Here is a 12,732-nt window from a genome sequence, read left to right on the forward strand (position 1 = left end):
GCGTAGGGGGCCCGCGGGCGCCCGGTCATCGGCTGAACAGTTCGAAGGCGACGGCGGGAGCGCCGTCGAACCGTGCGCGGTGGACGCCGGTGCTCTCGCCCAGGAAGCGGCGCGCGTACGTCTCGGGGTCCTCCTCGGTCAGGGCTTCGAGGTAGGTCCGGTGCCGCAGCAGGGACTGGACGCCCTGTTCGAAGCCCGGCTCGGCGGACACGGCGTGGGACGGCGCCGGTGAGTTGGCGACGGCCACCCAGCGGACGCCGTTCCAGGGCGGCAGCCCCTGTTCGGCCAGTTCCGGGAAGATCCACCGGTTGCCCGCGTCCGCCGCCGCGTCCAGCACGGCGCGCCCCACCGCCACGTGGTCCGGGGTGTTCCAGGCCCCGGCGGCCCAGGTGTCCCGGTGGTTCAGGGTGATCACCAGTTCCGGCCGGTGACGCCGTACGGCGGCGGCGATGTCGCGGCGCAGGGACACGCCGTACTCGATCACACCGTCCCGGTGGTCCAGGAACTCCACCGCGCGGACACCGACCGCCGCGGCGGCGGCCCGCTGTTCCGCCTCCCGCAGGGGGCCGGCCCGTCCGGGATCCAGGGTGTCGATGCCGGCCTCACCGCGGGTGGCGAGCAGGTACGTGACCTCCCTGCCGTCGGCCACCCAGGAGGCCACGGCCGCCGAGCACCCGTACTCGAGGTCGTCGGGGTGGGCCACCACGGCCAGGGCCCGCCGCCAGTCGTCCGGCATCGGGCGCAGCGGCGCGGGAGCGCTGCCGGTCACGCCTGGTCCCCCGTCGGCCGCGCGTGCGGGGGAAGCAGGCTCTCCAGCGGGACCGAGGGGTCGGCGAGGGCGGCGTCGTCCGTCTCCGCGCCCGACTCGATCAGGGCGCGGATCGTCCCGATGACGTCCCACAGGTTGACGCTCATCCCCGCCAGCACCCGGTCGCCGGACATCCAGAACGCCAGGAACCGCCGCTCCTCGCGCGACCCGCGGAAGACGACGCGGTCGTAGCCGCCCGGTTCGGCGTACCCGGTGTACTCCATGCCGAGGTCGTACTGGTCGGTGTAGAAGTACGGCAGCCGGTCGTACACCGCGTCCTGGCCGAGCATGCTCAGCGCGGCGGTACGGGGCTGGTGCAGCGCGTTGGCCCAGTGCTCCACGCGCAGGTGCCGGCCGAGCCGGGGGTGGTAGGCGTTGGCGACGTCACCGGCGGCGTGGACACCGGCGGCGGAGGTCCGCAGACGGGCGTCCGTCACGATGCCGTTGCGCACCTCGAGGCCCGCCTCCTCGGCCAGGCGGACGTTGGGCGTGATGCCGACGCCCACGACCACGGCGTCCGCGGGCAGGTGGGTGCCGTCGGCGAGCCGGACCCCGTCGACGCGGCCCCCGGTGCCGGTGACGGCCTCGATCTGGGCATGGGGACGCAGGTCCACACCGTGGTCCCGGTGCAGAGCGGCGAAGACCTCGGCCGCCTCCCGGCCCAGGACCTTCAGCAGGGGCAGCTCACCGCGCTCCAGCACGGTTACCTCCGCGCCGGCCGCCCGGGCCGCCGCCGCCGTCTCCAGCCCGATCCATCCGCCGCCGACCACCACGACCCGGGCGCCTTCGGTGAACGCCTCCTTGAGGCGCTCGCTGTCGCCCACGCGCCGCAGGTACAGCACGCCCTCCAGGTCCGCGCCCGGCACCGACAGGCGGCGCGGCGAGGAACCGGTGGCCAGCAGCAGACCGGCGTAGGGCACGCGACGGCCGTCGTCCAGCGTCACCGCCCGGTCATGCGCGTCGACGGACGTCACGCTCGTGCCCAGGACCAGATCGACGTCGTGCTCCCGGTACCAGCTCTCGGGGTGCACGTGGATGGACTCGCGGTCCTCCTTGCCCAGCAGGTAGCCCTTGGACAGCGGTGGCCGGATGTACGGCCGTTCCCGCTCGTCCCCGATGACGACGAGCGGCCCGTCGTGGCCGTGCTCGCGCAATTCCTCCGCGGCCTTGCCGGCGGCCAGACCGCCCCCGACGATCACGAACGTCTTCGCACGCGGCATGAGATACCCGTCCCAGTCTGTGAGGCGCACCCGGACCGAGTGGTCCGGTCACCTTTCAGACCGGGCGACGACACGCGTTGTGACACCGTGGCACGGGCCCGCCCGGCCCCGTGCTCCCGGAGTTCGGCGCCCGTCCCGCCCGCCGGTTCACCGGTGGGGTGGCCGCGTCACGGCCAGAACACGCGGATCGTCGTGCCCCGGCGCAGGGACGAAGCCGTGCCGCGCCAGGTCGTCGATGATCCGTGTGCGCGAGGCGGGCCACATCCAGAACGACTCCGTGTGCTCCCGCAGCACATGCCGTCCGCTGCGCACCCAGTAGTCGACACGGGTGTGGATGCGGTATCCCGCAGCGGACATCGTCATGCGTCCGCCGTACACGTGCGCGCCGACCCGCTGCTCCGGCAGGCGGCGCACGACGTCGCGAGGGGGCGGCAGCGCGGGCGGCGGCTCCAGGAGGAGCGTGCCCCCCGGGGCCAGAGCCGCGTGGATCGCGGGCCACAGCGCGTCCCGCGCGGCCGGGGGGAGGCAGGCGACCGTGTTGTGGCACACGGCGACGTCCGCGGCCGCGTACAGCGCCGCCTCGTCCAGGGTGTGCGGGTGCACGGTCACGCGCCCGCGCTGACGCGCGGGCAGGGTGGCGAGGCGGGTGAGCAGGGACGTGCGCATGGCTCGCGCGGGCTCCACCGCGTGCACGTCGACCGCGGACTCGGCCAGGCTCATCAGCGTGATCCGGCCGGTCCCGGCCCCGATGTCCAGCACACCGAGACGGGCCCGCGCGACATGCCGGCAGTAGAGCTCGCGAACGCGTGCCGCGTCCCGGTCGGCCTGGAGGATGTCGTAGAACTCGGCGGTCACGGCGTAGGAGTCCGGGTCCGGCCGGGACACGGGTGCTCCGGTGATGACGGGGTGCATGTCCAGCTAGACAACGTGTGAGCCGGACGTGTGACAGCGGGTGCCTCGCGAGGGGGCCGGTCCGGGCGGATCCGAGGTGATGCCCGTCACGGAGACGGGCTGTCACAAGTGCATGGCACACGCAGTCAGTTCTCTGGTTCCGACTCGCGGAACCCGGAGGGAAAGCAGAACACGCCGTCATGACCGTGAGAACCCCGCAGGTATGGCTGCCCGCCCAGTTCGCCGAGCTCACCGACCTGCCGCCGGGACTGGAGTACGTACGCTGGGACGGCCGTTCGGCCTTCCCGTCGGACCCGTCGGAGGTGGAGTTCTACGCCCCGCCGCTGACCAAGGACATCGATGTCATCAGCAGTCCCCTGCCCCACATGACACGGCTGCGTGCGGTGCAGGCCCTGAGTTCCGGCACGGACGAACTGCGCGCGGAGCTGGACCGGCTGCCTCGCCCGGTGACCCTGTGCAACGCGGGCGCGGCTCCCGCACCGAGCACCGCCGAACTGGCCCTGACCCTGATCCTCGCCTCGCTGCGCGGCATACCGGAGTCGGTCCGCGCCCAGGACGGCGGGGCGTGGCGACCGGAGGTCTTCCCGTCCCTGTACGGGCGGTCCGTGCTCATCGTCGGCTACGGCGCCGTCGGCTCCGCGCTGGAGGAGCTCCTGGTGCCCTTCGGATGTGCGGTGACCCGTGTGGCCGGCGCGGACCGGGACGCGCCCCGGGGCCCCGTCCGCTCCGCCGCACACCTGCCCCGGCTCGTGAGCGACGCCGATGTCGTCGTGCTGTCCGTCCCGCTGACCCCGCAGACCCGTCAGCTCTTCGACGCGGGCATGCTGGCCCGCATGAAGGACGGCGCCCTGCTCGTCAACGTGGCGCGCGGGGCCGTCGTCGACACCGACGCCCTGCTCAAGGAGACCCACGGAGGCAGGCTGCGGGCCGCGCTCGACGTGACCGACCCCGAGCCGCTCCCGCCGGGCCATCTGCTGCGGGAGACGCCCGGCGTGCTGATCACGCCGCACGTCGGCGCGTTCACGGCGGCCCTGTGGCCCCGTCTCGAACAGCTCATCCGGCACCAGCTGATCCGTTTCGCCGCAGGTGAGGAGCTGGAGAACGTCGTGTCCCGATGACGCCCGGGCCCCGGTGTCAGCCACGCCGGGGCCGTCCCGCCGCCGTCCTGCCCGGGGGCACCGCGCATGTCACACCCGCACCGGCTCGCCGGTCATGGTGACGACAGCGGTACACGAATCATGCCGAACAGCACAGCGTCGGACGAGTCGGATTCGTCGCGCCATACGGGTGCCGACGGTCTTCCCGGCGGGCGATCCGCGGGGGCGTCCCCCCACCCCCCACCACAGCCGCGCGGCGGTCGGAAGCCCTCGCGCCGGGCCAGTGCCGCGGATCCACGGCGGAGCCCGCCACCGCGGCGCCGGTGAGCCGCGGGTGACGCAGAAACGAAGGGTGAAGAGATGGGCCACGACAGCCGGCCGGTGGAGCCGGAGCAGGAGCGCACGGGGGACAGACTCGCCCGATGGGCCGACAGCCGGCTGGGCCGCCGCCCCGTCGCGCGCTCCGTCCGGCGCCTGGTCTTCCCCGACCACTGGTCGTTGATGCTCGGTGAGATCGCGCTCTACAGTTTCGTGATCCTGCTGATCACCGGTGTCTATCTGAGCCTCTACTTCCACCCTTCCTCCGAACTCGTGGTCTACCAGGGCGACTACGCCCCCCTGCGCGGGCAGTTGGTGTCCGAGGCCTTCGACTCGACCCTGCACATCTCCTTCGACGTCCGCGGCGGCCTGCTCGTCCGCCAGGCCCACCACTGGGCGGCCCTGGTCTTCGTCGCCGCCCTCCTCGCCCACATGCTGCGGGTCTTCTTCACCGGCGCGTTCCGCAAGCCGCGGGAGCTGAACTGGGTGCTGGGGTTCGGACTGCTCGTCCTGGCGATGTTCGGAGGCCTGACCGGCTACGACCTGCCGGGCGACCTGCTGTCCGGCACCGGCCTCCAGGTCGTGAACGGCACGATCCTGTCGATCCCCGTCGTCGGGACCTATCTGTCGTTCTTCCTCTTCGGCGGTGAGTTCCCCGGCGACGACCTGATCGCCCGCTTCAACACCCTGCACGTCCTGGTCATCCCCGCGCTCATGGTCGTCCTCATCGCGGCCTACGTGGTCCTGGCCCTGCGCCACCGGCCCGCGCAGTATCCCGGACCCGGCCGTACCCGCGACAACGTCGTCGGTCTTCCGGCCAAGGTGTACGCCGTGAAGGCCGCGGGCTACTTCTTCTTCGTGGCCGGCGTGATCTTCTTCATGGCCGCCGTCGCCGAGATCAACCCCGTCTGGGACTACGGCCCCTTCCGTCCCGACCAGGTCTCCGCCGGGTCCCAGCCCGACTGGTACATGGGCGTCGCCGACGGACTGCTGCGCGTCATGCCCGGCTGGGAGATCGACTTCTGGGGCCACACCCTGGCGCTGGACAACTTGCTGCCGCTGCTGGCCGGGATGCTGCTCTTCCTGGCCATGGGGGCCTATCCGTTCCTCGAGGCCTGGGTCACGGACGACGACAGCGAGCACCACCTGCTCGACCGTCCCCGCAACCGCCCGGTGCGTACCGCCCTCGGCGTGGCCTGGCTCAGTGTCTACGCGGTGGCCCTGATCGGTGCCGCCAACGACATCATCGCCACCCGCCTGCACATGTCCGTCAACGACGTGACCTGGGCCGTTCGCGTCGGCCTCTTCGTCGTCCCGGTCCTGGCCTTCGTCGTCACCAAGCGCGTGGCGCTGGCACTCCAGCGCAAGGACCGCGACCTGGTGCTGCACGGCCGGGAGACCGGCGTCATCAAGCGCCTGCCGCACGGCGAGTACGTCGAGGTCCACGAGCCCCTCGACCCGGCCCGACTGCACACCCTGACCTCGCACGAGCAGCACCGGCCCCTGGACGCCGTACCCCCGCGCGACGGGGACGGTGCCGTGGCCCGCGGCACCCAGCGCCTGCGCACCGGACTCAGCGGCTTCCTCTACGGCCCCGGCACACAGATCCCCAAGCCCACGGCGACCGAGCACGAGGAGATCACCGGTCGGCACGGGTCCTGAACCGCGAGACGACACACACCGGCGGAGACCATTTTCACACCATGTCACGCATTTGGTTGGTTTCCGGTCTCAAAGGTGAAAAGGCGACACAACGTGCCGCACCCACCGATCACGATCCCGCCCGAAAGGCATCAGACATGAACCGCACCTTCCGCACCAGCCGGACCCATACGACGATGACCGTCCTGGCCGGCGCCGGCGTCGCCGCAGGCCTGCTCGCCACCACGATCGCCCCGGCCTCCGCCGACAAGGGCCCCGCCGACCGCGGCCACAAGCCCACCGTCGTGCTGGTCCACGGTGCGTTCGCCGACTCCACGAGCTGGAACGGCGTCATCGACAGGCTGCGGCACGACGGCTATCCGGTCGTCGCCGTCGCCAACCCGCTGCGCTCCCTGAGCGGCGACTCCGCCTACCTCAAGGACGTCCTGGCCGGCATCGACGGACCCGTCGTGCTCGCCGGTCACTCGTACGGCGGTTCGGTCATCAGCAACGCCGCCACCGGCAACAAGAACGTCAAGGCGCTGGTGTACCTCGCCGCCTTCCTCCCCGAGAAGGGCGAGAGCGCGGGCGACCTGTCCGAGCGGTTCCCCGGCAGCACCCTCGCTGACGCGCTGCGCCCCGTGCCGGTGACGAACGCCGACGGTTCCGCCGGCACCGACCTGTACATCCAGAACGACAAGTTCCGCCAGCAGTTCGCGGCCGATGTGCCGCGCAACAAGACCGACCTCATGACCGTCACCCAACGACCGGTCACCGAGGCGGCCCTGGGCGAGGCAGCGGCCGAACCGGCCTGGAAGACCATTCCCTCCTGGGTCCTGGTCGCCACCCAGGACCGCAACATCCCGGCCGCGACCCAGGAGTTCATGGCCCGGCGGGCCGGTGCCCACACCACGGAGGTGCGGTCGTCCCACGCGGTCAGCGTCTCGCAGCCGGGAAAGGTCACCGGCGTCATCGAGGACGCCGCCCGTTCGGTGCGCTGAGCGCGCACCGGTGATCGAAGGGCCGGTGGTTCGCCACCGGCCCTTTTCCGACCCCGCGCCGTGTGCGTGTCGCGCACCGGTTCGCGGCCGCCCAAGGACGGACTCATGCGCCGCGAACCGCGGATCATCCCGATAGGCCCCGATCAGCTCGCTCGCACCGTGGCGATGCACCGCCGCTGCTCGCCGCAGACCCTGTGGAGCCGCTACCACCGGGCGATGGCCGACCCTCGCACGTATGTGCCCATTCTGCTGTCCCGCCCCGGTTCGGTACATCTGGCGGCCGTGGGCGCGACCGGACGCATCGTCGCCGTGGGTCACCTGATGCCGGACCACACGGCCGCCGAGGCGGCGCTGCTGGTCGAGGACTCCTGGCAGGGCCGCGGACTCGGGACCCGCCTGCTCCAGCACCTGGGCGAACACGCGCGGGCCGGCGGCTGGACGACGCTCTACGGCCTCTTCCTGGCCGGCGACGAGCGGATCGACGCCATGCTGCGCCACGCGCCCGTTCCCGTACAGCGCACGGAGGAGGGCGGCGCCGTCACCGCACGGGTCCAGGTCCACGACCTGACGGCCCACGCGTCCGTCCCCCGTCAGTAACGCGTGCGGGTACCTTCACACACCGCGTCCGCGGCCTGCGCCGCCGACGGAAAAAGCCGGTGCGGGCATCGCCCGCACCGGCTTTCCTCGTTCACGCAGCGGCGTAGGGGTACAGGTCGTCCTCGAACGCCGCCGACTCCAGGAGCGCCTTGACCGCCGTCAGGTAGCGGGCCGCGTCCGCCCCGTCCACCAGCCGGTGGTCGTACGACAGCGACAGGTGCACCAGGTCCCGGACGCCGATGATCTCCTCGTCACCGACGCGCACGACCCCCGGCCTCCTGACCGTGGCGCCCACACCGAGGATCGCGGCCTGGTTCGGCGGCACGATGACGGTGTCGAACAGCGCGCCGCGCGAACCGGTGTTGGAGATCGTGAAGGTCGCGCCCGACACGTCGTCCGGGGTCAGGTGACCACCGCGGGCCCGGTCGGCGAGATCGTGGACGGCCCGGGCGAGCCCGGCGACGGTGAGGTCACCGGCCGCCTTGACGACCGGGGTCATCAGACCGGCGTCCGTGTCGACCGCGATCCCGACGTTCTCGGTGTCGAAGTAGGTGATGGTCCCCTCGTCCTCGTTGATCCGGGCGTTGACCACCGGATGCGCCTTCAGCGCCTGGGCGGCTGCCTTGACGAAGAAGGGCATGGGGGAGAGCTTGAGGCCCTCCCGGGCCAGGAACCCGTCCTTCGACCGGTTCCGCAGGCGCATCAGCCGGGTGACGTCGGCCTCGACCGTCGAGGTGAGCTGCGCCTGCTCCAGCAGCGCCTTCTTGAGGTTGTTGCCGATGGCCCGGCGGATACGGGTCATCGGGACCGTGCGGCCGCGGAGCGAGGACGCGTCCTCCACCGGGGCGGCGCCCACTGGTGCGGGTGCGGGTGCGGGTGCCGGTGCCGGTGCCTGCGGAGACGCGGGCGAGGGCGCGGGCACGGGCGGAGCCGGAACGGCGGCCGCGACAGGCGGCACGAAAGGCTCGGCCGGAGCCGGAGCCGGAGCCGGAGCCGGAGCCGGAGCCGGAGCCGGAGTGGGAGTCGGTGCCGGTGCCGGTGCCGGAGCGGGTGCCGGAGTGGGAGCGGGTGCCGGTGCCGGGTTGGCAGCGGGCGCCGGTGCCGAGGGCGCGGGTGGGGGCGCAGGTGCGGCCGGGGCCGCCGGGGCCGCCGGGGTCGCGTCCGGGGAGCCGATGATGCCGAGGCCGGCACCGACCTCGACGGTCTCGTCCTCGGCGGCGAGGATCTCCAGCAGGACGCCGGCGGCCGGGGAGGGGATCTCGGTGTCCACCTTGTCGGTCGACACCTCCAGCAAGGGCTCGTCGGCCTCGACGGGGTCACCGACCTGCTTCAGCCAGCGGGTCACGGTGCCCTCGGTGACGGACTCGCCGAGAGCCGGCAGGGTCACGGAAACGGTCATGATGACGTTCAACTCCTCACGGAACGGCGGGGCGCGTGGCCCCGCCGTACCTGTCGTGCACGGCCCGCGTCGGACGACGCGGGCGGTAGGGGCGCCTCGTACGGGGGCTCAGCGCTCGAGGCCGTACTGCGCGCGGGCTCGCGCGACGGTCTCCGGCGGCACCTGCCCCGCCCGGGCCAGCCGGTCCAGTGCGGTCACCATGACCGACTCGGCGTCCACCCGGAAGTAGCGGCGCACGTCCTCACGGGTGTCGGACAGCCCGAAGCCGTCGGTGCCCAGGGAGTAGTAGTCCTGCTCGACCCACTGGCTGATCTGGTCGGGCACCTGCCGCATCCAGTCGCTGACGGCCAGCACCGGCCCCGGCGCCCCCGACAGGGCCCGGGTGACGAACGGGGTGCGTTCCTCGCCCCGCGTCCCGGCGTCGTCGGCACGCATCGCGTCCCGGCGCAGCTCCGTCCAGGACGTCACCGACCACACGTCGGCGTGCACGCCCCAGTCGGAGGCGAGGAGTTCCTGTGCGCGCAGGACCCAGTGGATCGCCGTACCGGAGGCGAGCAGCTGGATCCGGGGTCCGGCCGCGGGCGCCTCGGCGGGCCGGTACCGGTAGATGCCCCGGACGATGCCTTCTTCGATGCCGGGGACCGGCGGCATGGCGGGCTGGTGCTTGGGCTCGTTGTACACGGTCAGGTAGTAGAAGACGTTCTCGGACTGCTCGCCGTACATGCGGCGCAGACCGTCCCGGACGATGACCGCGATCTCGTAGGCGAACGCCGGGTCGTAGCTGACGGCCGCCGGATTGGTGGCGGCGAGCAGGTGCGAGTGTCCGTCCCCGTGCTGGAGGCCCTCGCCGGTCATCGTCGTGCGCCCGGCGGTGCCGCCGACCACGAAGCCGCGGCCCATCTGGTCGCCGAGCGCCCAGAACTGGTCGCCGGTCCGCTGGAAGCCGAACATGGCGTAGAAGATGTAGAAGGGGATCATGGGTTCGCCGTGCGTGGCGTACGACGTCGCGGCGGCGGCGAACTCGGCGACGGAACCGGCCTCGGTGATGCCCTCGATGAGCAGCTGCCCGGTCGTGCTCTCCAGGTAGTGGAGCAGTTGGTCCGCGTCGACCGGGTCGTAGTTCTGCCCCTGCGGCGAGTAGATGCCGGCGGTGGGGAACATCGACTCCATGCCGAAGGTGCGCGCCTCGTCGGGGACGATCGGCACCCAGCGGGCCCCGCTGCGCGGGTCGCGCATCAGGTCCTTGACCAGCCGGACCAGTGCCATCGTGGTGGCCATCTCCTGGTGGCCGGACCCCTTCTCCAGGTCCTCGAAGGGCTTGGCCGGCGGTTCCGGCAGCGGCTTGGCGACCACCCGGCGCACGGGTGCGGGCCCGCCCAGCGCGGCCCGGCGTTCGCGCAGGTACCGCACCTCGGGCGAGTCCTGCCCGGGGTGCCAGAACGGCACCTGGTCGCCGGCGAGCGCGCTGTCGGGGATGGGCAGCTCCAGCAGGTCGCGCATGGCCCGGAACTGCTCCATCGTGAGCTTCTTCATCTGGTGGTTGGCGTTGCGCGACTCGAACGCCGGGCCCAGCGTGTGGCCCTTCACCGTCTGGGCGAGGACCACCGTCGGGGCGCCCCGGTGCTCCACGGCGGCCCGGTAGGCGGCGTACACCTTCAACGGCTCGTGTCCACCACGCGAGTTCTCGAACAGGTCGACCACCCGCGCGTCGCTCAGGGAGGCGGAGAGCGCCGACAGGGCGTCACCCGTGAAGAAGTGCTTGCGTATGTAGGCCGCGTCCCGCGCGGCGAGCGTCTGCATCTGGGCGTCGGGCACCTCGCCCAGGCGCCGTACCAGGTCGCCGGTGGTGTCCTGCGCCAGCAGCGGGTCCCAGGCCTCGCCCCAGAGCGTCTTGACCACGTTCCAGCCCGCGCCCCGGAACCGTGCCTCCAGTTCCTGGACGATCTTCGAGTTGGACCGTACCGGGCCGTCCAGGCGTTGGAGGTTGCAGTTGATGACGAACGTCAAATTGTCCAGGTTCTCGCGGGAGGCGAGGGTCAGGGCGGCCGTCGACTCCGGCTCGTCCATCTCCCCGTCGCCCAGGAACGCCCACACCCGTGAGGCGGAGGTGTCCTTGATGCCGCGGGCGTGCAGATAGCGGTTGAAGCGGGCCTGGTAGACGGCGCCGAGGGGGCCAAGTCCCATGGAGACCGTCGGGAACTCCCACAGCCAAGGCAGCCGCCGGGGGTGCGGATAGGACGGCAGTCCATGACCACCGGCCTCCCGGCGGAAGGCGTCCAGCTGGCTCTCGCTCAGCCGCCCCTCCAGGAAGACCCGGGCGTAGATGCCGGGGGAAGCGTGTCCCTGGACGAAGAGCTGGTCGCCGGAGCCGTCGCCGTCCTTGCCCCGGAAGAAGTGGTGGAAGCCGATCTCGTAGAGCCAGGCCGCCGAGGCGTAGGTCGAGATGTGACCGCCCAGCCCGAGGCGCGCGCCGCGGGTGACCATCGCCGCCGCGTTCCACCGGTTGAGCGCGGTGATCCTGGTCTCCATCTCCAGGTCGCCGTCGAACTCCGGCTGCGCGGCGGCCGGGACGGTGTTGATGTAGTCCGAGTGCAGCAGCCCCGGCAGGGACATGCCCGTACTCGCGGCGAACTCGTGCACTCGCCGCATCAGGTACACCGCCCGTTCCGGCCCCGCGTTGCGCACGACGGCGTCGAGGGAGGCCCGCCACTCGGCGGTCTCCTCGCGGTCGCGGTCGGGCAGCTGGTCCAGCTCGCTGATCACAGGGTTCTCGGTCGGCCGGGAGGGTTCACTCATGGCAGCCTTCTTTTCACGGCGTGGTGTCGGCGACACCGGCCGCGGACACGGTGGGTGTCGCGGGGCGACAGGTCTGAGGGGGAGATCCGGGCGACGGGCAGCGCCGTCCGGCGGGTTAGCGGCTCTTGAGCCACTGAGAGAACGTGTGATGGCCCAACCGGGCGTCCGGGCCGGGAAGCAGGGCCCGCTCCTCGAGCACCGCGCCGAAGAACGGCGCCCGCGGGTCGGTGATCACCGGGCCGGGCCGGCCGAGGAAACCGAGCACCTCGGCCGTGAGGTCCTCCAGCCGGAGCTCCTCGGGCCCGGCGGTCTCGACCACGCCGAACTGGGGGAGCCCGACCGCGACATGGGCGACGGCCGCGGCGACGTCGTCCGCCGAGACGGGCCGCAGCGACAGCGGCGGCACGTGTACGCCGTCGGGCCGGGTGCCGGCCGCGGCGGCGGCCTCCACGGACTCGTGGAACGGTGTGGCGCGCACCACGGAGTACGGCACGGTGGTGTTCCGTGCCAGGTCCTCCTGCGCCGCCTTGGCCTGGAAGTAGCCCGAGCCGATCCGGTCGGCGCCCACCACCGACAGCGCCACGTAGTGCTCGACGCCCGCGGCGGCGGCCGCCTTGAGGACGTTGCCCGTCGCGGTGGTGAAGAACGCGGTGCTGGTCTCCTGCCGCCGGGAGGGCGCGTCGGTGACGTCCACGACCACCTCGGCGCCGCGCAGCGCCCGGTCCAGGCCCTGGCCGGTGCTGACGTCGACTCCTTCCCCGCGCGACACGGGGACGACCTCCACCCCGTGGTCCCGGAGCCGTGCGACGGTCCGGGAACCGATCAGTCCGGTGGCACCTGCAACGACGACTCTCATCTGCGTCTCCTCCGTCGGGGGCCGATGACCCCGCTGGGTGTTCCGGGCGGACGGTGGCGGATGCCGAAGTGCCAACGTGCCCGTCTC

General features: G+C 72.3%; 10 protein-coding genes. 4 read left to right on the forward strand and 6 right to left on the reverse strand.

The features are described from left to right. Positions 1-25: 25 nt before the first annotated feature. The 3 genes from B9W62_RS35065 to B9W62_RS35075 all read right to left on the reverse strand — a co-directional run bounded on the left by B9W62_RS35065 (position 26) and on the right by B9W62_RS35075 (position 2,940). Positions 26-769, reverse strand: a complete 744-nt coding sequence (locus B9W62_RS35065) for a PIG-L deacetylase family protein (protein ID WP_087810938.1) — start codon at positions 767-769, stop codon at positions 26-28. Beyond that, positions 766-2,028: an NAD(P)/FAD-dependent oxidoreductase gene (locus B9W62_RS35070; RefSeq protein ID WP_087810939.1), complete on the reverse strand. Its 1,263-nt coding sequence runs from the start codon at positions 2,026-2,028 to the stop codon at positions 766-768. The genes B9W62_RS35065 and B9W62_RS35070 overlap by 4 nt, the downstream gene beginning before the upstream one ends. A 147-nt stretch (positions 2,029-2,175) precedes the next feature. Beyond that, positions 2,176-2,940, reverse strand: coding sequence for a class I SAM-dependent methyltransferase (locus B9W62_RS35075; RefSeq protein ID WP_087810941.1), 765 nt, complete (start codon positions 2,938-2,940; stop codon positions 2,176-2,178). Positions 2,941-3,119: 179 nt separating this feature from the next. Here B9W62_RS35075 and B9W62_RS35080 point away from each other — a divergent pair, with 179 nt between their 5' ends. The 4 genes from B9W62_RS35080 (at position 3,120) to B9W62_RS35095 (ending at position 7,594) form a co-directional block, all read left to right on the forward strand. After that, positions 3,120-4,058, forward strand: coding sequence for a 2-hydroxyacid dehydrogenase (locus B9W62_RS35080; RefSeq protein ID WP_087810942.1), 939 nt, complete (start codon positions 3,120-3,122; stop codon positions 4,056-4,058). 339 nt (positions 4,059-4,397) lie between these two features. Continuing rightward, positions 4,398-6,017 (forward strand): cytochrome bc1 complex cytochrome b subunit, encoded by a 1,620-nt coding sequence (locus B9W62_RS35085; protein WP_087810944.1) that lies wholly within the window; start codon positions 4,398-4,400, stop codon positions 6,015-6,017. 137 nt (positions 6,018-6,154) lie between these two features. Further along, on the forward strand, positions 6,155-6,997 hold the full coding sequence (locus B9W62_RS35090) for an alpha/beta fold hydrolase (RefSeq protein ID WP_087810945.1): 843 nt from the start codon (positions 6,155-6,157) through the stop codon (positions 6,995-6,997). Positions 6,998-7,102: 105 nt separating this feature from the next. Next, the gene (locus tag B9W62_RS35095; protein WP_087810947.1) at positions 7,103-7,594 is read left to right on the forward strand and encodes a GNAT family N-acetyltransferase; all 492 of its coding nucleotides are present in this window, start codon (positions 7,103-7,105) and stop codon (positions 7,592-7,594) included. A gap of 91 nt (positions 7,595-7,685) precedes the next feature. Here B9W62_RS35095 and B9W62_RS35100 read toward each other — a convergent pair whose 3' ends face one another. From B9W62_RS35100 to B9W62_RS35110, 3 genes are all read right to left on the reverse strand, one after another. Further along, positions 7,686-8,993: a 2-oxo acid dehydrogenase subunit E2 gene (locus B9W62_RS35100; protein ID WP_087810948.1), complete on the reverse strand. Its 1,308-nt coding sequence runs from the start codon at positions 8,991-8,993 to the stop codon at positions 7,686-7,688. 108 nt (positions 8,994-9,101) lie between these two features. Further along, positions 9,102-11,789 (reverse strand): pyruvate dehydrogenase (acetyl-transferring), homodimeric type, encoded by a 2,688-nt coding sequence (gene aceE, locus B9W62_RS35105; RefSeq protein WP_087810949.1) that lies wholly within the window; start codon positions 11,787-11,789, stop codon positions 9,102-9,104. A 115-nt stretch (positions 11,790-11,904) separates the two neighbouring features. Then, positions 11,905-12,645, reverse strand: a complete 741-nt coding sequence (locus B9W62_RS35110; RefSeq protein WP_087810950.1) for an SDR family oxidoreductase — start codon at positions 12,643-12,645, stop codon at positions 11,905-11,907. Between the last annotated feature and the right edge of the window lie 87 nt (positions 12,646-12,732).

Source organism: Streptomyces sp. CS113 (assembly GCF_002188365.1).
In the GTDB taxonomy this organism is placed as follows: domain Bacteria; phylum Actinomycetota; class Actinomycetes; order Streptomycetales; family Streptomycetaceae; genus Streptomyces; species Streptomyces tendae.